The 21608-nt window shown below is 63.0% G+C and carries 16 protein-coding genes; 2 read left to right on the forward strand and 14 right to left on the reverse strand.

The annotated features are described in order from the left end of the window. The first annotated feature begins 20 nt into the window (after positions 1 to 20). Both FXN63_RS23520 and FXN63_RS23525 read left to right on the forward strand, forming a co-directional pair. Complete coding sequence (locus tag FXN63_RS23520; protein WP_148817945.1) at positions 21 to 899, forward strand: ABC transporter permease; 879 nt, start codon at positions 21 to 23, stop codon at positions 897 to 899. Next, positions 896 to 1672, forward strand: a complete 777-nt coding sequence (locus FXN63_RS23525) for an ABC transporter permease (RefSeq protein ID WP_148817946.1) — start codon at positions 896 to 898, stop codon at positions 1670 to 1672. The genes FXN63_RS23520 and FXN63_RS23525 overlap by 4 nt, the downstream gene beginning before the upstream one ends. Positions 1673 to 1788: 116 nt before the next feature. Here FXN63_RS23525 and FXN63_RS23530 read toward each other — a convergent pair whose 3' ends face one another. The 14 genes from FXN63_RS23530 to gspM form a co-directional block, all read right to left on the reverse strand. Next, positions 1789 to 3729 (reverse strand): bifunctional metallophosphatase/5'-nucleotidase, encoded by a 1941-nt coding sequence (locus FXN63_RS23530; protein WP_148817947.1) that lies wholly within the window; start codon positions 3727 to 3729, stop codon positions 1789 to 1791. A 111-nt stretch (positions 3730 to 3840) separates the two neighbouring features. After that, positions 3841 to 5049: a cardiolipin synthase ClsB gene (gene clsB / locus FXN63_RS23535; RefSeq protein ID WP_148817948.1), complete on the reverse strand. Its 1209-nt coding sequence runs from the start codon at positions 5047 to 5049 to the stop codon at positions 3841 to 3843. Further along, positions 5046 to 5921, reverse strand: a complete 876-nt coding sequence (locus tag FXN63_RS23540; protein WP_148817949.1) for an endonuclease/exonuclease/phosphatase family protein — start codon at positions 5919 to 5921, stop codon at positions 5046 to 5048. Before FXN63_RS23540 ends, clsB begins: the two co-directional genes overlap by 4 nt. 118 nt (positions 5922 to 6039) lie before the next feature. Further along, the gene (locus tag FXN63_RS23545; protein ID WP_187395005.1) at positions 6040 to 7929 is read right to left on the reverse strand and encodes a DUF4214 domain-containing protein; all 1890 of its coding nucleotides are present in this window, start codon (positions 7927 to 7929) and stop codon (positions 6040 to 6042) included. 364 nt (positions 7930 to 8293) lie between these two features. Further along, positions 8294 to 10093 (reverse strand): aspartate--tRNA ligase, encoded by a 1800-nt coding sequence (gene aspS / locus FXN63_RS23550; protein ID WP_148817951.1) that lies wholly within the window; start codon positions 10091 to 10093, stop codon positions 8294 to 8296. Between the two features lie 47 nt (positions 10094 to 10140). Further along, complete coding sequence (locus FXN63_RS23555) at positions 10141 to 10749, reverse strand: DUF502 domain-containing protein (protein ID WP_148817952.1); 609 nt, start codon at positions 10747 to 10749, stop codon at positions 10141 to 10143. A gap of 31 nt (positions 10750 to 10780) precedes the next feature. Further along, a complete protein-coding gene (locus FXN63_RS23560) occupies positions 10781 to 11089 on the reverse strand; it encodes an FmdB family zinc ribbon protein (protein ID WP_148817953.1) in 309 nt (102 codons plus the stop codon). 179 nt (positions 11090 to 11268) lie between these two features. Then, a complete protein-coding gene (locus FXN63_RS23565; protein ID WP_148817954.1) occupies positions 11269 to 12528 on the reverse strand; it encodes a putative Na+/H+ antiporter in 1260 nt (419 codons plus the stop codon). Between the two features lie 117 nt (positions 12529 to 12645). Beyond that, on the reverse strand, positions 12646 to 14682 hold the full coding sequence (locus FXN63_RS23570; protein WP_187395006.1) for a methyl-accepting chemotaxis protein: 2037 nt from the start codon (positions 14680 to 14682) through the stop codon (positions 12646 to 12648). A gap of 162 nt (positions 14683 to 14844) precedes the next feature. Beyond that, positions 14845 to 16050: a type II secretion system inner membrane protein GspF gene (gene gspF, locus FXN63_RS23575; RefSeq protein WP_148817956.1), complete on the reverse strand. Its 1206-nt coding sequence runs from the start codon at positions 16048 to 16050 to the stop codon at positions 14845 to 14847. 127 nt (positions 16051 to 16177) lie between these two features. Next, the gene (gspE, locus tag FXN63_RS23580; protein WP_246165277.1) at positions 16178 to 17650 is read right to left on the reverse strand and encodes a type II secretion system ATPase GspE; all 1473 of its coding nucleotides are present in this window, start codon (positions 17648 to 17650) and stop codon (positions 16178 to 16180) included. A 20-nt stretch (positions 17651 to 17670) separates the two neighbouring features. After that, positions 17671 to 20199 carry a type II secretion system secretin GspD gene (gene gspD, locus FXN63_RS23585; RefSeq protein ID WP_148819760.1) on the reverse strand — a complete coding sequence of 843 codons (2529 nt, stop codon included), beginning with the start codon at positions 20197 to 20199 and terminating at the stop codon, positions 17671 to 17673. Between the two features lie 83 nt (positions 20200 to 20282). Beyond that, entirely contained in the window at positions 20283 to 21035 is a 753-nt protein-coding gene (gene gspN, locus FXN63_RS23590) for a type II secretion system protein N (protein WP_148817957.1), read from the reverse strand. Next, positions 21032 to 21607 (reverse strand): type II secretion system protein GspM, encoded by a 576-nt coding sequence (gene gspM / locus FXN63_RS23595; protein ID WP_187395007.1) that lies wholly within the window; start codon positions 21605 to 21607, stop codon positions 21032 to 21034. The genes gspN and gspM overlap by 4 nt, the downstream gene beginning before the upstream one ends. Position 21608 lies beyond the last annotated feature (1 nt).

Genomic DNA, 21608 nt, shown 5'->3' on the forward strand with positions numbered 1-21608 from the left:
GATAACCGCAGGAGACCTGCATGCAATCCCTGTCCGATCCGACCGCCATACTGGCCCGGCAGCATGCCCGCCGCGATCATCGCATCATGCTCGCGCTGTCTGTGCCGTCAGCAGCCATTGTGTTCCTGCTGCTGGTGCTGCCCATGGCCTGGCTGCTGTGGCAGTCGTTCTACGACAAGGGATTCACGCTGGGACACTACCAGCGCATTTTCAGCGACCCGGCTTACCTGGGCACGTTCTGGCTGACCTTTCGGATCAGCCTGATCACCACCTTGTTGGCCTTGCTGCTGGGCTACCCGGTGGCGTTTGCGGCAGCGGCCGCACCGCCGCGCTGGCGGCTGTTCATCCTGACGCTGGTACTGATTCCACTGTGGACCAGCGTATTGGTGCGCGCCTACGCCTGGCTGATTCTGTTGCAGCGAAGCGGGGTCATCAACAAGACGCTGCTGGGCATGGGCTGGATCGATCAGCCGCTGTCCTTGATTCACAATGAACTGGGCACCTTGATCGGCACCACGCACATCCTGCTGCCCTTCATGATCCTGCCCATGTACGCCACCATGCAGAAGATTCCGCGCGAGCTGCTGATGGCAGGGTCGAGCCTGGGCGGCTCACCGTCGCACGTGTTCTGGCGGGTGTTCTTCCCCTTGTCCTTGCCGGGCGTGCTGGCCGGCACCACGCTGGTCTTCGTGCTGTGCCTGGGCTTCTACATCACGCCTGAACTGCTGGGCGGCGGCAAGACCATGATGGTGTCGATGCTGGTCAGCCGCAATGTCGAGCTTTACAACCAATGGGGTGCGGCCAGTGCGGTCAGTGTGGTCTTGCTGATCTGCGTGTTCGCCGTCTTCGCAGTGATCGGGCGCATTCTGCCCATTGAACGCATCGTGGCCCCAAGATGAAACGCCAACCCATCCTGCTTGCCTTCGTGGTGCTGGTGTTGTTGTTCCTGGCACTGCCGATTTTCATCATCGTGCCAATGTCGTTCTCGGAAGCGCGGTTCCTGAGCTTCCCGCCACCCGGTTATTCGCTGCGCTGGTACACGGCCTTCTTTACCAACCCTGCCTGGCTCGATGCCGCCAAAACCAGCCTGACGGTTGCGGTATTGGCCACGGTGATTGCCACGCCGATCGGTATTGCGGCGGCGTATGCCATCAGCAACTCCACACTGCGTGTGGTGCGCTGGATTCGCGCCATGCTGCTGTTGCCGCTGATGATCCCGGTGATCATCGTCGCCATTGGCGTGTTCTTCGTCTATGCGCAAATGGGGCTGATCGCCACCATGACGGGCCTGGTGCTGGCCAACGTGATGCTGGGCCTGCCATACATGGTGATCTCGGTCACGGCCGGGCTGGCCAGCTTCGACATCAACCAGGAAATGGCCGCGCGCAGCCTGGGCATGAACCGCTTCCGCAGCGTGATGGCGGTGACGCTGCCGCAGATCCGACCAAGCATCGTGTCAGGTGCGGTGTTTGTCTTCATCTCGGCGCTGGATGAAACCATCGTGTCGCTGTTCATTTCGGGTGGGCAGAACCAGACGCTGACCAAGCGCATGTTCACGTCTTTGCGCGACGAGATCGACCCGACGATTGCGGCAATCAGCACCTTGCTGACGGCTGCGTCGTTTGTGCTGGTGATGGTGGTGGCGCTCAGTCGACGCAAGAAGAACGAGTAAAAAAACGAATAAGAAGCAGGCGACAAAAATGCAGCAGGGGCACCTGAGCGCCCCTGCTGATCGATCATCGACGACGCCGGATCATGACGGCATCGCGTATTGCTTCGCTTACGGCATCACGCAGGGTCCTTCACAGACTTCGTGCTGAACTTGGACGGGTCCAGTTTGCGCAGAATCGGCAGACCTGCCGCGTTCTTCGACTGGGCCGCGATGTACTCCAGGAACACGTCGGCATCGAGCACACCGATGTCCAGGCGACGCGACAGCGGCAGTGCTGCCAACGAGGTATAGCCGTCACCGCCGGTTGCGTTGAAGCTCAGCACGAACAGCTTGTACATCGTGGTGGTGTCGCTCAGGTTCAGCAGACGCCAGGTGTCGGTCGTGCGGTTGTGGATTTCCAGATTGCTGATGCGATTGCCCTTGGGCTGGCTGGCATCGACATCGAAGCGCACGCCGCCTGCATACGGGTAGGGACCCGTCGTGGCAGTGGGACCGTAGGTGGCTTCCATGCCGTCTTCCAGCATGGCCTTGATCTCGGGTGCGGTGATCTCCACACGCCACAACATGTTGCCGTAGGGCAGCACTTCGATTGCCTTGCCCGCCGTGACTTCACCTTGCAGCGGCACACGCACACCACCACCGCTTTGCAGCGTCAGATCGGCACCGCCATAGGACTTGTCGGCGATTTCCAGGAAGGCCTGGGCGGCAATCTGCTGGATGTCGCCACCACGACGTGTGACGTCGCCCAGCGCATTGCACGCGGCGCTGGAACGACCATAGTCATTCCAGCGTGCCGTCGAGGTTGCGCTGCCACCCGGGACCCGGCGCGAGCACAGCTCGTCGGGAGCCACAGCCACCACGGTGCGGTTGAAGACGTCGACCTTTTCCTTGAACGGTGCCAGCACGGCAGTGGCCGATGCGTCGGGAGCCGTGACACGCAGGAAGCCGCTGGCAGCAATGTCGGCCATCATCGCGGTACGGTCAGCGGCAGACACGGCAGCGGTGCCGATCTTCAGGTCGTCGCCGATCAGCACGTGCGGCGTGCCCGAGCAGCTGGTGACATCGCCATTGGCGTCGAAGTTGACCTTCAGTTCACCCACCACGCGGCTGTATTCCCAGGCCTGCACCACGCAGACGTTCTTGCCATCCTTGCCGGTCAGGCGGGTCGGGTAAGCGCCACCCGCAGTGGCGCTCAGACGGTAAGCCGCCATGTTGGTGGGGCCGAGCAAGGTGTGCGAATCGCCGCCCACGATCACATCCACGCCTTCGAACTTGGGTGCCAGTTCGACGTCGTAGGTGTAGCCGATGTGGCTCATCAGAATGATCTTGTTCACGCCGCTTGCGCGCAGGCGATTGACCTCGCGCTGACCGGCCGCCAATTCGTCTTCGAAGACCGTATCGGCATCCGGGCTCGACGAAGACTTGGTCTTTCCGGCGATGGTCAGACCGACGATGCCGATCTTCTGGCCGCCCCGCTCTACTACTACCGACGGCTTCACGTAGTCAGGTGCACGCGATGCGGCCAGCGCCGAGTTCGCGCCGAAGGTCACGTTGGCGCTCAGGGCAGGCGTCTTGCAGCTGCCGGCATGCAGCAGGTCGATGAAGCTCTTGAGATGCGTGTCGCCCTTGTCGAACTCGTGATTGCCGAGCGTGAATGCATCGAAGCAAACCGTGTTCATCATGGCGGCATCCGGCTCGCCGGTGGCACCCGCGCGGTTGAAGTACAAGGTCCCGGTCTGGGCATCGCCTGCGTGCAGCTTGAGCACGTTGGGCGAATCCTTGGCCAGTGCGTCGATAGCCGCTTTCACGCGCGCAAAACCGCCCATGGGCACGGTTACCGTCTTGAGGGTGCCATCGGCACCGGCCAGCGCCAGCGTGGTCGATGCACCATCGAGATTCGAATGGTGATCGTTGATGTGCAGGATGGTCAGGGCAAGCGGCTGCGCGGCAGGCGGCGTCACCGGGGGGGTGACGGGTGCGGGCGTCGAATCATCGCCACCGCAAGCGGACAGCAGGCAGGCGATGGAGGTCGCGGCAAAAATCGTGCGAATGGTCATCAGGAAAAATAGCCGATGGGGTGAGGGCCGCCATGGTCGCAAGCCAGCGTGTCCCCACGATGACGTTTATTTTTCAGCCAAATGACAGGTATTGATGCGACCCCACCGCGCTCAGTAGTTGTTGCCCTTCCCGCTGAGCGCCACCGCAATGCGCAGCAAGGTATAGGCAATGCGATGACCCAGGCGACTGATCCAGCCCAGACGGCCGAATTCTTCAGCCAGCATCTGCTTGCCACCCGTCTTGATCGCCAGTTCAAGCTCGTCGCGCAACTGCGTGGCAAACGCCTTGTCGGCCACCACCACGTTGGCCTCACGCGCCAGCAGCAGGCTGAACGGGTCCAGGTTGGACGACCCGACGGTGGCATGACCGTCGATCACCGCCACCTTCGCGTGCAGGATACTGGGCATGTATTCGTAGATCTCGATGCCCGACTTCAGCAAGGACTCGTACAGGGAACGCGAGGCCATGTGCTGCAGGCGATATTCGACCATGCCTTGCAACAGCAGCCGTACGCGTACTCCACGCGCCGCCGCCTGACGCAATGCCTTGCGGAAGGTGTGTCCCGGGAAGAAGTAGGCATTGGCAATGATGATGTCGTGCGTGGCCTTGGCCATCGCATCGAGATAGGCTTGCTCGATGCTCTGCCGATTGCGCAGGTTGTCGCGCGTGATCAGGGCCGCGCGCATGTTTCCGGTGGCCTTGGGTGTGGCCGAACGTTTCATCGGCCCGAAGGCTTTGGCCCAGCTGGCTGGCCGTGTGCGCGTGCGCGCCCATTCCAGCTTGGCCCACAGACGCCGCTGCGCATGCACCACCTCAGCCACCACCGGGCCCGTGACGCGCACCGCAAAGTCAAAGCGCGGGTGTTCCAGATGACCGTGATTGGGGTCGGTGTTGTCGTCCAGAATGTTGATGCCGCCGACGAAAGCCAGGGTCTCATCGATCACCGCCGTCTTGCGGTGCAGACGGCGCAGTCGCTGGCGCGACAATGCAAAGCGGTAACGCCCTCCGCGTTCGGGGCGATAGACGTTGCACTGACCACCGGCCTCACCCAGCAACCGTACCAGTTCATCAGCCGTGGACGCACTGCCGAATCCGTCGAGGGCAACCCGTACCTGCACGCCGCGTCTGGCTGCCGCTTGCAAAGCCTGCACCACGCATTCGCCCGACGCGTCGTGCGAGTAGATATAGGTCTCGATGTGCACCGAATGCTTGGCGCGCCCGATGGCTTCGCACAGGGCCGGGAAAAACTCGCCCCCGCCGCGCAGCAGTCGCACGTCGTTGCCGGGCAACCACTTGGTCCGTACCGACACACGTCTCACGGAAGTTCCAGCTCGGCGATCAGGGGGGCATGGTCGGACAGACGCGTCCAGGGGCGGCCTTGCAGCACACGTGCCTGGCGCACCGAGAAACCGCGCTGGTAGATGCGGTCAAGCCGCAGCCACGGGAACAGCGCCGGGAAGGTGCGCGGCGGGCGCGGCGAGATCAGGTTGTTGCCCATGCCAAGCTGTGGGGCACCATGCTGCACACCCGTGCGCAGCTGGTTAAGCATGGTCAGGTCTTTGTTGCGGAACGCGCGGCTGACTACCTTTACGGAATCGCGCAGCGTGGAAAACCCGCCGTGCGATCGCGGTGCCGACGCAAAGACTTCGTGCAGATTCAGCCGGTGCATCAGCAGCGGCGACAGGATGTTGTTCCAATCGTTGAAATCACCCGCGACGATCACCGGCGCATCGCTGGGCACTTCATTGCCAATGCGCGACACCATGGCCTCGATCTGACGCATGCGGCTGCCTTTGAACAGGCCCAGGTGCGCCACGAAGCAATGCACCTCGTGTTCACGGATCTTCACCACCGTATGCAGCAGCCCGCGCTGCTCCATCTTGTGGTCAGAGATATCTTCGTTGTGCGAGGACAGAATCGGGAAACGCGACAACAGCGCATTGCCGTGATCGGTGTGCTCGTGCACGGCGTTGCAACCGTAGGCAGTTTCCATGTGCAGGGCAGCGCCCAGCATTTCATGCTGGGCATCCAGCGTGCCTTTGCGCGCGTTGCGGCCCTGCACTTCTTGCAGAAAAGCCAAGTCGGCGCGCAGGCCGTGCAGGCCCAACCTGAGGTCGTTGAGCGACTCACGCGATCCCAGGGCAGACTTGCCTTTGTGGATGTTGTAGCTGACGACTCGGATGACGGACATGGGTGCTTTGCGGAACGCGATCTGTCGATTCTAGCTGCGCAGGTGCGGCGTGGTTGCGGGTTATCTCTGACGGAACGGTAACAATTGGCAGAAATACTGCGCGCCACGCCTTGGTTGATCAGGCGAACAAGGTGATGTCTTCCATGTTGATCCCGGCCAGGCCAACATTGTTCAGCTGGATGAGATTGGTGAAGCCCGTGCCATTGATGTCGGTCACCAGGAAGGCATCTGACCCGACCTGCCCGACGTAGTAATGCACCGTGCCATTCAACGCTGCCTCGGCTGCCATGAGCAGTTCCACGAGGTTCGAATCAGCCGTGGCGGCTTTCACGAAGTTCGTTGCCGACGCGGCACCAGCCCCTGCCACCTTGATCTGATCGACGCCGGTTTCGAAGTCGGTGATCACTGCGGTTACCTTGCTGTGAATGATGCGATGGGCGCTGGTACTGCTGGCGTCAGCGGTATCGAAGGTGAACGTATCGCGGCCTGCGCCACCGGTCAGCGTATCCAGCGTGCCGGGGGCACGCCCCGTGGCGTGCATCACCGCACCCATGTGGAAGGTGTCGTTGCCGCTGCCACCCACCACCACAGCACCGGCTTCCGAGCCACGTGCCAGCGTGACGACGTTGTCCCCCGCACCCAGGTTGATGCGGGCGTCGGCCGACAGCGCATCGACGCTCAGCGTGACGCCGCCATCACCACCGGTAAAGGTCCTCAATGCAGACAGCGTGCGACCGGAGAAGTCGACCGAGCCACTGCCGGTGACCGTCAGGTCTTCGACCGTGGCGGCGCTGGCGGCAGACAGGGTCAGCGCGTTGGTGCCGGTAGCGGCCACATTCACACTCACGACGCTGGCGCTGGCTGTGGTGTGCGCCAAGGCCACGTAGGCATTGTTTGCGGTGATGTCCAGACTGCTTGCGCGCGCGCCCGCACCAATGCCGGCAACCGGGTCTGTGCCGGCCAGGTCAACCGTGGTCTGCGCCATCGAGGTGCCGACATGGTTCAGCGTCAGCGACAGGTTGGCGGCCGTGCTGCCGGAGAAAGCCACGGCCGCCGTCTGGTTGGCAACCGACAGCGTTGCGTCACCCACGTAGAAGATGCTGCCATCCGACGCGGCATCGGAACCGGTGACATTGACGTGGGTAATGCCTGTGGACTTGCGCAGATCAAGCATCACACCGCTGTTGAGCGTCGTCACGTTCACGATCTCAAGATTGGTCAGCGTGGGGATCTCGCGCCACACAAAGTACAGGCCCAGATTCAAGGTGTCGATGCCGTCGCCGCCATCTAGCTTGTCGTGGGTATTGATCGAATTCACGCGGCTGAACACCGGGCCGTTGAAGATGTCGTTGCCCGCACCGCCGGTGAAGGTATCGGCACCCGTGGTGAGCGTGAAGGTGTCGAAGGGGTCGGGTGCGGGAACGACAGGCTCGGGCACCACTACTTCCGGTGCGCCAACTGCGGGCACGATATCTGTCGGGATCTTTAATGTATTCAAGTGTGCAATGACCTGCTTTGCCAAGGCCAGATCATCGCTGTTTCGCTGGGTGGCGAAGTCCACGCCAATCATGGCTTTTTCGCGGAATATCTCGCGGTCCCTGACTGTTTCTGCGTACTGCGCGTCGCTCAGCTCGGCAGGCTTGATCGGCAGTGGCGTGCTGACCACGTCCACGATCTTCATCACCAGTTGTGCCTTGGCGGCGTCCGACTCCACGCCACCGGCCGCATTCAGTTCGCCCGTCCAGAACGTCAGCCCATTGGCGTCGGGCGCGCGATTGAAGACGGTCTGATAGAAGGTGGTCACGAAGTCGGTGGCACTTTGCGAGCGGGCGTAGATGGCCAGCGACTCGGGGCTGTTCAGCAGCGATTCCGCAATCGAAGATACCGGCGCGCCATTTGTCATGGCCTGGCCCCAGTATGCGAAACCGGAGGCGTCCGGTGCACGATTGAACAACGCGACATACAGATTTGCGATTGCAAGCTGGTGAGCGGAAGTTGCAGTTGCCATGCTGAGAATGAGTCCTGGAAGAGGGTCAATGCCACGTGGGGCAATTTTTCGACCTCGACCTAAGCAATCGGCGTTCCGGCAAGCGGCCAAGCCGTCAGCGCAATGGCTGCAGGAGTGGCAGCGGTACGCGCTGCGCCTTGTCATCGCCATGCAATACGACCGCCCAACCCTGACAGAATTGGCAGCCTCGCCACTTCGTTCACCTATCGGGCATTACGGGTTCAATTCTCTGGTTCGGTATTGCGTACGGAAAAAAATACCCCAAGCCTGAAAAACAGGCTTGGGGTATGTCGATCGATGTCTTGAGTGCAGCGCTCGTGATCGCAAAGGGGTTTTTGCGATCACGCCACGCACGGCGCGGGTATTACGCGGCCGGCTTGGTTTCCACGTTGCGCAGACGGATGTGCAGTTCGCGCAGTTGCTTCTCGTCGACCGGCGACGGAGCTTGGGTCAACAAACACTGAGCACGCTGGGTCTTCGGGAAGGCGATCACGTCGCGGATCGATTCGGCACCGGTCATCATGGTGACGATGCGGTCCAGACCGAAGGCGATACCACCGTGCGGGGGCGCGCCGTATTGCAGGGCGTCCAGCAGGAAGCCGAATTTTTCCTGGGCTTCTTCGGCTTCGATCTTCAGCGCGCGGAAGACCTTGCTCTGCACTTCTTCGCGGTGGATACGGACCGAGCCACCACCGATTTCCCAGCCGTTCAGGACCATGTCGTAGGCCTTGGCCAGCGCCTGACCCGGGTTGGTCGTGAGGAAGTCCTCATGGCCGTCCTTCGGGCTGGTGAAGGGGTGGTGAGCAGCGGTGTAGCGCTGGGCTTCTTCGTCGTATTCGAACATCGGGAAGTCGACCACCCACAGCGGCTTCCAGCCGGTTTCCGACAGACCTTGCTTCTTGCCGAATTCGCTGTGGCCGATCTTGATGCGCAGCGCGCCGATGGCGTCGTTGACGACCTTGGCCTTGTCCGCACCGAAGAACAGGATGTCGCCGTCTTGCGCGCCCGAACGGGTCAGGATTTCAGTCAGGGCCGCAGCGTGGATGTTCTTGACGATCGGCGATTGCAGACCTTCGACACCCTTGGCGATTTCGTTGACCTTGATGTAGGCCAGACCCTTGGCACCGTAGATGGCGGTGAACTGGGTGTAGGCATCGATCTCGCTGCGCGGCATGGCGGCGCCGCCCGGCACGCGCAGGGCAACCACACGGCCGCCTTCTGCGTTGGCCGCCGAGGCGAAGACCTTGAAGTCGACATCTTTGACCACGTCGGTCACGTCGGTGAATTCCAGCTTCACGCGCAGGTCGGGCTTGTCCGAACCGAAGCGGTGCATGGCTTCGCTCCACGGCATCACCGGGAAGGGCTCTTCCAGATCGACGTTCTGCACGGTCTTGAAGACGTGACGGATCATCGCCTCGAAGATGTCGCGGATCTGTTGTTCGGTCAGGAACGAGGTTTCGCAGTCGATCTGGGTGAATTCGGGCTGGCGGTCAGCGCGCAAGTCTTCGTCGCGGAAGCACTTCACGATCTGGTAGTAGCGGTCGAAACCCGACACCATCAGCAGCTGCTTGAACAGCTGCGGCGATTGCGGCAGCGCGAAAAATTCACCGGCGTTCACACGCGAGGGAACCAGGTAGTCGCGCGCGCCTTCGGGCGTGCTCTTGGTCAGCATCGGCGTTTCGATGTCGATGAAGCCCAGCGAGTCGAGGTACTTGCGCACTTCGATCGACACGCGATAACGCAGCTTCATGTTGTTCTGCATCTGCGGGCGACGCAGATCCAGCACACGGTGCGTCAGGCGCGTGGTTTCCGACAGGTTGTCGTCATCGAGCTGGAACGGCGGCGTGACCGACGCGTTCAGCACTTCGATTTCGTGGGCCAGGATTTCGATCTCGCCCGACTTCAGGCCAGCATTGGTGGTGCCGGCGGGACGCGCGCGGACCAGACCCTTGATGCTGATGCAGAACTCGTTACGCAGGCCTTCGGCGATCTTGAACGTCTCGGCGCGATCGGGGTCAACGACCACCTGGGCCAGACCCTCGCGATCACGCAAGTCGATGAAAATCACGCCGCCATGGTCGCGGCGACGATGCACCCAACCGAACAGGGTGACGATTTGTCCAAGGTGTTCGCTGGAAACCAGGCCGGTGTAGCACGTACGCATGAATGCTCCGATGAGATAAGGGGCGAAGCCGGAGGGCGCAAGCGCGCTCAGGTGCTCCGGGGTGGGATGGTGCCGCCGGCAGGCGCAACCACGCCCATCGACACGATGTATTTCAGCGCCGCATCGACACTCATGCTGAGTTCGACGACGTCGGCGCGCGGGATCATCAGGAAAAATCCCGACGTGGGGTTCGGGGTGGTCGGCACGTAGACGCTGACGTGGTCGCCCGGCAACTTGAGCGCCACTTCACCGCCCGGCACGCCGGTCAGGAAAGCAATGGTCCAACAGCCTTGGCGCGGATACTGCACCAGCACGGCCTGGCGAAACGCCTGGCCGTTCGGTGCCAGAACCGTGTCGCTGACCTGCTTGACCGAGTTGTAGATCGAGCGCACCAGCGGGATGCGGCCAAGAATGGATTCCCAGCCCTGGACCAGCTTGCGGCCCAGCAGGTTGGCCGTCGTCAGACCGGTCAACAACACCACCACGACCACCAGCAGGAAGCCGAAGCCCGGAATGTGGCGGCCGAACAGGTATTCGGAGGTGAGTATCGTCGGCACCACCCCTTCCAGGGTGGTGACGATCAGATTCAAGACCCACAGCGTGATGACCAGGGGAATCCAGATCAGCAGGCCCGTGACGAAATAGCGTTTGAACACAAGGTTTCCAGGTTTGCCGTCAGCCGTGCGCTCAGGACGCGCTCGGTTTGGCGGCGGCCGGCGCGGGAGCAGGTGCCGGAGCCGGCGCAGCAGCCGGTGCGGGTGCGGGGGCTGCGTCGCTGCTCGGTCCGGTTGCGGCTTCGGAAGTCTTGCCACTGCCACCACGGAAATCGGTCACATACCAGCCCGATCCCTTGAGCTGGAAACCCGCTGCCGTCACTTGCTTGACGAGGGTTTCCTGATTGCACGACGGACAGTGCGTCAATTTCGGGTCGGACATCTTCTGCAACGCGTCTTTCTGGAAGCCGCATTCGCTGCATTTGTACGCGTAGATGGGCACTGCAAAACTCCTGGGACACAGTCCCGATGTGCTGATGGCGGTGTGGCGACCACGAGGGTCAACGGGCGTTGCGCGGCGTGACTGGCCTGAGCGCAGTCGACGAGCCTAGACACGCTCCCCGCAAAACCCGGGAAAACCTTGAATTTTAGCCACTTTTTGTTGTAACGGCAGGATGGTGCTCAAACAGGCAGCAGGAAAAACACAGCTGCCACCGCCGTGGGCGGCAGCGCGCCCAGAAACAGGGGCAAAGGCGCGATGGCGGAATCCGGGAAACGCGTGCGAAGGATCGAGAATCCCGCAGGATTCGGCGCGTTGGCGATCACCGTCAGGCCGCCGCCCGTGACGGCACCGGCCACCAGCATGTAGCGCCATGCGTCGCTGGTGCCTTCGACCAGTGATCCAAGGTAAGTCAGGGCGGCGTTGTCGGTCACCGCCGTCAGCAGCGTCGCCCCCCAGTACAACGCCATCGGCGACAAGCTGCCCAGCAAGTCTTGCAACCACCATTTCTGCAGGCCGCCCAGCACGATCAGACCTGCCAGGAAGAAGCCGACCATCAGCCCCTCCTTGATCATCAGACGATCCTGGTAGGTCTTGTATGCCTCGGTGTAGCCCAGGAACAGCAGGAACAGGCCCAGGAAGATGGCGGGGTGATGTGCGGTCAGTACCACGCCAATCAGGAAAGCGATATGCACGGCAGTCACGATGCGCGGCACCGGGCGTGGCGTGGCGGCTGGTGCCAGGGGCGCATCGCGCAGTGCGCTGCGATACAGCCAGGTCAGCAAGGACGCATTGACCAGCACCGCGCAGGCAGCACGCCAGCCGTAGTTGGCCAGCATGAAACTTGAATCCCAGCCGAAGGTGTTTGCCACCATCAGCACCGGCGGAGCGGCATAGGCCGTCAACACGCCGCCAATCGACACGTTGACGAACAAGACGCCAATCGTGGCGTATTTGAAGCGCAGAAGCGGGACGTTGCGGAAACTTGCGTCGCGCAGCATGACTGCGGCCAAGGTCATGGCAGCCGGCTCGGTAATCAGCGAGCCGAGCAAGGGCACCAGGCCCAGCGTCAGGAAGTATGCGGTGACAGCCGGGGTACCGGGCAGCGCGCGCGCTAGGCTCGCCACCAATCCGTCGACCAGCACCAGCACCGGGCGGCTGGCCGCGATCACCATGATCACGAAGACGAACAGCGGCTCGGTGAAGTTGCGGCTGTCCATATAGGCAATCGTGGCCGTGGTGCCCGACAGCAAGACCATGGCGGCCAGCAGCACGAAGGCCCAGACGCCAAATACCGCCTCGACTTCGGACAGCAGATGCCAGGCGCCGGCGTGCGGCCCGCCACGGTGGGCGAGACGCGCAAATACGGGGACGGAGAAGGTATGAATGATCGCCAACGCAAACAGGCAGGTCGCGATCAGTTCGGTAGACGTGTATTGCATTGGCTAGCCCAATAGGTTCCCACCAGGCCGGCGCAACTGGCGCTGGTCACCCCCTGCCGGAAGCGGCGAAGGGGGGCCAGTTTAATACGCGGCGACATTGCGTCGCCGCGCGGGCTGTCACGTACGCAGCGTGCGGATGGCGGTGTCGAGTGCGCGAGCCTGATCTTGCAGGGACTCGGCCACCGTGACCGACTGCTGAACCGCCGTTGCCGACTGCTCGGTGTACTGAGCAATCTGTTCGACGCGCAGCGCAATCTGTTCCGACGCAGACTTCTGTTCGCCAGCGGCGTTCGAGATGTCGGCAATGACAGATGCGGTACGTGCCGTGGCTTCGCGGATGCGACCCAGCACGGTACCGGCATCGCGTGCGCCCTGGGCAGAGCGCTGCATGTCGGTGTTGACCACACGCATGGCTTCGGCAGCCAGCTTGGTCTGGCGTTGCGATTCGGCGATCACACCGGCGATCTGCGAGGTCGATTGCTTGGTGCGCTCGGCCAGGTTGCGGACTTCGTCGGCCACCACCGAGAAGCCACGCCCTTCTTCCCCGGCGCGAGCTGCTTCGATTGCGGCATTGAGCGCCAGCAGGTTGGTCTGGTCGGCGATTTCCTGAATGGTCTTGACCACGGCGGAAATCTGACGCGAGGAGGCTTCCAGGCGACCGACGGTATCGGCAGTCTCGGTCACAAGCGTCGCGACACGCTCGATGTCGTCCACGGTGGCGGTGACCACGGCAGCGCCTTCGGCAGCCGCGTCGCTCGATTCCTTCGAGAAGCCGTTGGCTTCGACGGTGTTGTCGGCAATTTGCGAGATCGACACCGACAGTTGCTCGACTGCAGCAGCCACACCGCTGGCCGCTTCGGACTGCACGACCGTGCCCTGACCGATCTGGTGCAGCGAGGCCAGGGTCTGCGTGCTGGCGCTGGCCACCTGGTTGCCGGTGGCATTCATTTGCAGCGCAAGTTCGGCGATACGTTCACGCGTCAGGTTGATCTGCTCGGCCATGATGTGGATTTCATTGCGCGAGCCCTTCGGGCCACGCGGCACATCTTCGGTCAAATTGCCTTCACCCAGACGCGAAATGCCCTGAACGACCTGCTTGACCGGTCCCAGCGTGACAGCGGTACGCCACGAGATCAGCAGTGCGGTCAGAATGCCGCCGCCCACCAACAGGCCGATCAGCACCAGGATGTTCTGGTATTCCTGCGCCAGGAAAGCGTCTTTTTCGCCGTCGACGATCACGGTCCAGCCCCACTGAGGCGACTTGCGCCATGCACGCAGCTGGGAGTCGGTGTCACGCTCGAAACGATCTTCGATGAAACCGCGCTCGGTGTTCAGCATGTTCTGCACGGTAGCCAGATCGCGACCCTTGAAGATGTCGTCGATCATCTTGCGTTCGTCGCTGGAATCGACCAGCAGCATCGGGCGGCCATCGGTGCCGGGGCCGACCACGTGCAGCTTGCCCACCTTCAGCACGGATGCCGTGCGCAGGTATTCCAGCATGTCGGACACTTCGATGGTCTGGTCGACATACAGCGCCAGACCGGCAACCACGGTGTCAGTGCTGTCCTTGATCGGCCACACGCGCACGGCGCTCCAGCCGCCGCCTTCGTTGACGATGGCGGTTGCCTGATCGCCCACGTCCAGCAGCTTGGTCAGCGGCGACTTGGCGTCCAACGGGGCACCCAGCATCGACATGCCCTGCGCGTCCAGGCGCAGCGTCGATGCACGCACCCAGGCACCGTTGTGACGGACCAGCACTTCGGCTTCGGCTCCGGTCACATCACGGACATTGGTCAGCAGTTGGGTATTGGCATTGAGCACCACGCCGCCCGCCGTCAGTGCGGGAACCATGCCGGCCTTGCCGGTTTCGACGAGATTGGTGCCCATGGAGGGCAGTTCGCCAAGAATGCGGAGATACGTGAACATTTGCTGTTCAGCGCGTGTATTGGCGGCGTTGTAGGCAAATTCCAGGCTTTTGTAGATGCTTTGCAGCGACTCAGCCATTTGGTTGCCCACGTTGGCCACGGCGGCCTTGGTGGTGAACCAGGCAACAGCAGCCACTGTTACGCCGGTGATCAGCATGGCGACTGATAGCGCCACCACCAATACCTGTCGAGACAGCGAACGCCGACCCAACGAGAAAATCTTTTTCATGGTCCCTCCGTGGATTTTCTTATATGCCAGAGCCCGCGTGGGCATGCACACAGCCGCACGCTTCAAAGACACTACTCAAGTTGCATTTAACGACATTTTGCAACAAATCTTCAGGGATTACCCCGCTTTTTACGAAGTTCCGGCTTTACTCATCTAAATGAATTACTTAACGAGTTGATTCAATTCGATGATGGGCATGAGCACCGCCAGCACGATTACAAGCACAAATCCGCCCATTACCAGGATCGTCATTGGCTCCAGCAAGGCGGTCATGGCGAGTGCGCGACGCTCCAGTTCCCGTGACAGGGTCAGGGATGCGCGTGTCAGCATGGGGCTGAGTTCACCTGTGCGCTCACCGCTTGCAGTCAGGTGCACAAGCAGCGGCGGGAAGACCTGCTGGCGTTGCAAGGCAGCCGCCAAGGGCGCGCCTTCTCGCACACGGGACGTGGCGTCAGAGACACAATGACGCAGGTAATCGTTGCCCAGCGTGTCGCGTGCCGCATCCAGCCCACGCAGCAAAGGCACGCCACTGCCGGTCAAGATCGCCAAGGTTGACGCAAAACGCGCGGCGTTCAGGCCGAGAACAAAGCGTCCGACCAGGGGCAGACGCAACTGCCGTCGGTGCCAGGCCAGGCGGGTGGTCGGGTTGCGCAGCATGGCCACGACGCCCGCCCAGGCAAGCGCCAGGCCGATGCCGGTCAACACGCCGTATTCGCGTACATAACCTGACAGGGCCAGCACCACCCGGGTCAGCGTGGGCAATTCCTGTCGGGCCTGCGAAAACGCGCTGACAACCTGCGGTACCACATAGGCCAGCAGGAAAATCACGATCAGCACCGACACCGCACCCACGACCGCCGGATAGATGAACGCCGTGAGCACCTTGCTGCGCAGGGCGTTGCGCTCTTCCACCCAGTCGGCCAGCTTTTCCATCACCTGCGACAAGTCGCCCGACGCCTCGCCCGCCGCAATCAGGGCACGGTAGATTTCGGGGAAGTCGCGCGGACGAGCGGCCAACGCGTCGGCCAGGCGGTGACCGGCGCGCACGTCAGCACGCACGGCGGCCAGCGTTGCGGCCAGGTGGGCGTTGCCGGCTTGTTCCAGCGTGGCGCTGAGCGCGGCTTCCAAGGGCAGGCGCGCCAACAACAGGCTGGCCAGCTGGCGAGTCATCCAGCCAAGATCGGCATCGGACAGACGGCGGCCGAAGCGACTGCCGGCAGCACGGGCTTTATCCACAAGCTGCACATCCAGCGGGGCCAAGCCGCGCGCCCGCAGCGCAGCACGCGCTGAACGGGCGGAGTCGGCATCAAGCAGGCCGCGTTCCAGGCGACCCGTGGCGTCGCTGGCTTCAAAACGAAAAGAAGGCATGGAATATTCCGTGAGGGACGCAGGTGCTGCGTGGGCAGACAGTCCGAAGCGGTAAAGCGTATGAAGGCGACAGGTGCGGCGACGAGCCTGGGGCTAATCCCGGCCGCCTCCGCATCCCCTCAGCCCATCAGGTATCGCGCGTGACTCGCACGATTTCTTCTTGGGTAGTGGCACCGCTTCTGACCCAACGCTGACCGTCCTCGCGCATGGTATGCATGCCGGCCTCGGCGGCGGCGGCACGCAGCGTTTCTTCGTCTGCGCGCGCGTGGATCAGCCTGCGCACGCTATCGTCGATGACAAACAGTTCATGAATGCCGGTACGACCGCGATAACCGCTATTGCCGCAGGCCGGGCAGCCCACCGCACGCCATTGCACGCTGCCGTCTTCACCCGCAACCGGTTCGCGGCAGTGCTCGCACAGGCGGCGCACCAGGCGCTGTGCCAGCACGCCCAACATCGATGACGCCAACAGGAAAGGCTCAACGCCCATGTCGGTCAAGCGGGTCACGGCCGACACCGAATCATTGGTGTGCAGCGTGGCCAGCACCAGGTGACCGGTCAACGATGCCTGGATGGCGATCTGTGCCGTTTCCAGATCGCGGATTTCGCCCACCATGATGACGTCCGGGTCTTGCCGCAGGATGGCGCGCAGCGCCGCCGCAAAACTCATGTCGATGCGCGCATTCACTTGGGTCTGGCCGATGCCAGGCAAGTCGTATTCGATGGGGTCTTCTACCGTCAGAATATTGCGGGTCGACGCATCGAGCCGGCCCAGCGCGGCATACAAGGTGGTGGTCTTGCCACTGCCGGTCGGCCCGGTTACCAGCACGATGCCGTGCGGCTGGCGGATCAGGCGGTCCAGCTGGTCGCGGCGCTCGGCCGCCATGCCCAGCTTTTCCAGTTCCAGACGCCCAGCCTGCTTGTCCAGCAGGCGCAGCACGGCGCGTTCGCCATGCCCGGTGGGCAGCGTAGACACCCGCACATCGATGGGCCGACCGCCCACCCGCAGCGCGATACGCCCGTCCTGCGGCAACCGTTTTTCCGCAATGTCCAACTGCGCCATGATCTTGATGCGCGAGATCAGCGCGGCATGCAGCCCCTTTCTGGGGCTGACCACATCGCGCAGCGTGCCGTCGACGCGGTAGCGCACCACCGAATGATGCTCGAAAGCCTCTATATGTATATCGCTTGCGCCATCGCGTGCCGCCTGCGTAAACAAGGCGTTGATCATGCGGATGACGGGCGCGTCGTCCTGCGTGTCCAGCAGGTCGGCAATCTCGGGGATGTCCTGCATCAGCCGATCAAGATCGATCTCGTTTTCGGCGGCACCGACGACCGAGGCCGCGTCATCGGTCTCGGCGTAGGCCGCTGCCAGCAGGGTTTCCAGTTCCGCATCAGCCACTTGGCGATGCGCGATTTCGCCATAGGTGCGACGCAGTTCCGCCAGCGCCCAGGCGGGCGTGCGTTCACTGATGGTCAGTTGCGGACCGTCGGCACGCTGCACCAGCAGCGCACGCTGGTCACGCGCCCAGCCGTAGGGCAAGGGCCGCATGGGCAATGTACGGGGCGCGGCAGCTGACGACGGGCTTGCTGCGTGCATGCCCGCATTGCTCACCGTGCTCATGGCCGCGCCACCAACTGCGGTGTGTAACCCAATCCGCGCAGCTTGGCGATCGACTCATCCAACGCCCGTGCATTGCGCGGCACCTGGATGCGCACGCGCCATTCACCGCCGCCCGGAGCCAGGTCCACCAAGCCCACCAAGCCGGCAGCCGCCAACTGGGCAACCTCTACATCGGCAGCACGCTGGCTCTCGGTGCTGGCCACCTGCAAGACGGTCACATCCACATCTTCAATGGCATACAGCGCAGCCGGGTCACTGGCGATGTTGACGCCTGCACCTCGGCTGGTTGCCTGCATGCGGTCAACGACCAGGCCCGGCAACTGACGCGGGCTTTCCATGGTTTCGGTCACGGGCGGCTGCGCGCGTGTCAGATCGACCTGGGCTTGCGGGCGCAGGTCATAGGCGACCGGCGTGGCGGGCACGGACGGCACCTGTGCCGGCGGCAGCAACGGTGCCCCCATGGTCGGCAGCACCGCATGGTCGCCGGGCTGCATCTGGCTTTGCAGACGACGCATGTAGTCGTAGCGATCCAGCGTGACACGATTGCCGCCTTGCGCGTCGCGCACCACGTACGGACGCAGGAACACCATCAGATTGGTCTTGCCGCGCTGACGCGTGTCGTAGCGGAACAGACCGCCCAACAGCGGGATATCTGACAGCACCGGCACGCCTTGGCGCACTTCGCTGACGGTGTCTTCAATCAAGCCGCCCAGCACAATGATCTGGCCGTCATCGACCAACACATTGGTTTCAATCGCACGTTTGTTGGTGACGATGCCGGCACTGTTGGTCAGACGTTCGTCGATGCTGCTGACTTCCTGGTAGATCTCAAGCTTGACAGTGCCGCCTTCGGAAATCTGCGGGCGCACACGCAAGGTCAGGCCGACATCTTCACGCTGCACGGTCTGGAAGGGATTGTTGCTGGTGCCACCGCCAGAGGTGATGTACTGACCCGTGACGAAAGGCACGGTCTTGCCGACCACGATGCTGGCTTGTTCGTTGTCCAGGGTCAGCAGATTCGGCGTCGACAGAATGTTGGCACCACCGCGCGATTGCAAGGCGCGCGCCAACAGATTCAGATTGGCAACCTCGACGCCCGCGATGTTGACGGTGCCACGCAGCACACCCAGCGACAGGCCGCTGCCCAGCACATCGAGCGTGGTCAGACCCGAAGGATTGAAGCCGGAGCCGCCCAGATTGGTGCCCCCCACGACGGAGCGACCGCCGCCAGCCCACTGAATGCCGGCCTCGGCCGACAGGTCGGTGGACACCTCGACGATCAGGCTTTCCACCAGCACCTGGGCACGACGATGATCCAGCTGATCGATGATCTCGCGCAGGCTGCGATACAGCGGATCGGGTGCCGAGATGATCAGGGTGTTGGTCGTGGGATCGGCCTGCACGGTTGCGCCACCGGCCGAGAAACCGACGGGCTTGGTGCCGTTGTTGCTGCTGCTGTTATTGCTGCGACCCATGCCTTGGCTACCGATGCCGCCACCCATGCCCGCGCTGACCATGGTGCCGCCGGTGTTGCCCATGACCGAGCCATTGCTGCTGCCAAAACCGCCGCTGCCGTTGCTGCTGCTGGAACCCAGACCACCCAACCCGCTGCTGCCATTGCCGGACAGGCTGCCACTCGACGAAGAATCGCTTTGTGAATCCATCTGCCCGGTCAATGCACCGCGCAGCACCTCGGCGAGTTTGGTGGCCTGTGCATTGCGCAGATAGACCACATGCAGGTTGCCCGGACGCGCGTCCGGGTTGTCGAGCTTGACCACCAGTTCACGCGCCAGGCGTGTGCGCGCCGGGCTGCTGGAACGCAGCAGCACGCTGTTGCTGCGCGGATCGGCAACCACCGCAATGCGCTGGCCGGCGTCGGCTTGTTGGCCGCCATCAAGCAGCTGCGAAGCCAGCATGGCCACGTCGGACGCCACGCCATGACGGATCGGCACCACATCGGTATTGATGGCCGAAGGCGTGTCGATATTGGCGATCACCCGTGCAATGCGTTCCAGGTTGTCGGCATAGTCGGTGACGACCAGCGTGTTGTTGCCCGGATAGGCATTGATCGGGTTATTGGGCGAGATCATCGGCCGCAATACCTGCACCAGGTTGGTCGCGTTCTCGTAGTTCAGCCGGAAGGTGCGGGTTGCCAGTTCACCACCCGCGCCAGTGCCGCCCACCGCCCCACCCTGCAACTTGGCATCGGCCTCGGGCACGATGCGGGTCACGCCGCCCACATCGACGGCCGAGAAGCCCTGCATGCGCAGTGCGCCGACCAGCATGTTGTAGGCCGTGTTCGGTGAGACGGGCGCATCCGACACCAGGGTCACCTGACCCTTCACACGCGGATCGACCAGGAAGTTGCGGCCAGTGAACTGCGCTAGCGCGCGCACCACCAGCGGCAATTCGGCATCGACGAAATTGAGCACCACACGCTCGTTGCCGGCAGGCGTGCCAAGCTGCGCGGGTGCGCCTCCCGGAACAGAATCGGCAGCCAAGGCGTGCTGGCTGATACCAAGCATCAAGGCAGCCACGACATGCGCAATGGTGCGCGGGGCGAAGAAAGGAAGACGAAGCACGTTCACGGTCATAAGAGACGCCGTTTTTATCGTAGTGATCGGATGTCGAGAAGCGCGCGGTCGCCGTCGCGTCGGCCCAGTGCCGACAACAGACCTTGCAAGGCTTCTCGTTGTGAAGAGGTGGCGGTGGCGGCCGCCTGCGCCGCCCCGCTGAATTGCAGTGCGCCGCGTTCCCAGCGGCCAGTGCCTTGCACCTGGAACACGCCACTCAAGGTGTCGATACCCAGGTCCATGCCACGACCATCGCCAGTCAGCCGCGCGCGATAACTGCCAAGCGGACGGATGCGCGACAAGGCAGCGGCGGCATCGTCCCATTGCAGGGTCAGCAACTCGCCTTGCGGCACACCACCGCTCAGGCGTTGTGCGGGCCAGCGAAGCATCAGCTCGCCCGTCGGCTGCAAGGTGTTGAACGGTGCACCCAGGGCACTCAAGGTGTCGGCTGGCAGGCGCAGCATGTTGGCGGGCAAGACCACATCCCGACCCGACAGGCGCAGCAACAAGGGCGATTCCAACCACGGATGCACGATCGACACCGCCGGGCCACCCGCCCAGCGCCACGACCATGCCGCACGCGCCGGCAGACTGCGACGGTTCCCCGGGGGACCGAAGGCCAGTTGCGCACGGCCTTGCCAGATGCTGCCGTCGGCATCGACCAAGGCCACCAGTCCACGATCGGGCAAGACGCGCAACAACCACCGTGCAGGCATCACGGCCAGGGCGGCGGCAATCGCGATACAGACCAGCCCGATCGACGCGGCCATACGGCGACGGGTGCTCATCGTGTCGCCTCTGGATCAGCGATATCGGCCAGTTGCACGGTGCCGCGAACCCGACCTGGCACCGGACGCCCACCGGCATCGGTGACACGCGATAAGTCCAGGGCAGTCGGGCGCAGGCGGATCGGCTCGACAATGTCAGCCAGCCATTGCATCAGCACGGGCGCAGGCACGTCGCTGATGGCCAACTGCCAGCGTCCTTCGTCATCTTGTGTGGCGACCACCGCGCTGCTCAGGCCAGCAGCGGCAAGGCTGGCCGCAAGACCTTCCTGTTGCGCTGACGCGGGCAAGGCGGATTGCGCCCGACCACCCAGCGTCTGCGCTTCGCGGACCAGTGCATCCAGTTCTGCGCGCTGTGCCTGCAAGCGGGGGATATCCACCTCGGCACGCGCCAAGCTGCGCATGGCCGGGTCGATCAACACTGACCAGGTGAACGCCACGCCAAGCACCGCAGCGACCAGGACCATGCCTTTGCGCTCGCGCATCGACAAGGCCTGCCAACGGCGGGACAGGGCAATCTGAATGGTCTGGGCGCGCCCCTGCATGCGTGCAGCAAAGAGGCGAGCCGGGCTCATG

The sequence above is a fragment of the Pigmentiphaga aceris genome (assembly GCF_008119665.1).
GTDB lineage: Bacteria > Pseudomonadota > Gammaproteobacteria > Burkholderiales > Burkholderiaceae_B > Pigmentiphaga > Pigmentiphaga aceris.

Excerpts from the sequence above, each read along its gene's own strand:
- gspE (WP_246165277.1), bottom strand. The coding sequence starts at position 17,650 with ATGCACGCAGCAAGCCCGTCGTCAGCTGCCGCGCCCCGTACATTGCCC.
- FXN63_RS23530 (WP_148817947.1), bottom strand. The coding sequence starts at position 3,729 with ATGACCATTCGCACGATTTTTGCCGCGACCTCCATCGCCTGCCTGCTG.
- gspM (WP_187395007.1), bottom strand. The coding sequence starts at position 21,607 with ATGAGCCCGGCTCGCCTCTTTGCTGCACGCATGCAGGGGCGCGCCCAG.
- FXN63_RS23565 (WP_148817954.1), bottom strand. The coding sequence starts at position 12,528 with ATGCAATACACGTCTACCGAACTGATCGCGACCTGCCTGTTTGCGTTG.
- FXN63_RS23570 (WP_187395006.1), bottom strand. The coding sequence starts at position 14,682 with ATGAAAAAGATTTTCTCGTTGGGTCGGCGTTCGCTGTCTCGACAGGTA.
- gspF (WP_148817956.1), bottom strand. The coding sequence starts at position 16,050 with ATGCCTTCTTTTCGTTTTGAAGCCAGCGACGCCACGGGTCGCCTGGAA.
- FXN63_RS23540 (WP_148817949.1), bottom strand. The coding sequence starts at position 5,921 with ATGTCCGTCATCCGAGTCGTCAGCTACAACATCCACAAAGGCAAGTCT.
- aspS (WP_148817951.1), bottom strand. The coding sequence starts at position 10,093 with ATGCGTACGTGCTACACCGGCCTGGTTTCCAGCGAACACCTTGGACAA.
- FXN63_RS23545 (WP_187395005.1), bottom strand. The coding sequence starts at position 7,929 with ATGGCAACTGCAACTTCCGCTCACCAGCTTGCAATCGCAAATCTGTAT.
- FXN63_RS23525 (WP_148817946.1), top strand. The coding sequence starts at position 896 with ATGAAACGCCAACCCATCCTGCTTGCCTTCGTGGTGCTGGTGTTGTTG.
- gspN (WP_148817957.1), bottom strand. The coding sequence starts at position 21,035 with ATGAGCACCCGTCGCCGTATGGCCGCGTCGATCGGGCTGGTCTGTATC.
- gspD (WP_148819760.1), bottom strand. The coding sequence starts at position 20,199 with ATGCTTGGTATCAGCCAGCACGCCTTGGCTGCCGATTCTGTTCCGGGA.
- FXN63_RS23520 (WP_148817945.1), top strand. The coding sequence starts at position 21 with ATGCAATCCCTGTCCGATCCGACCGCCATACTGGCCCGGCAGCATGCC.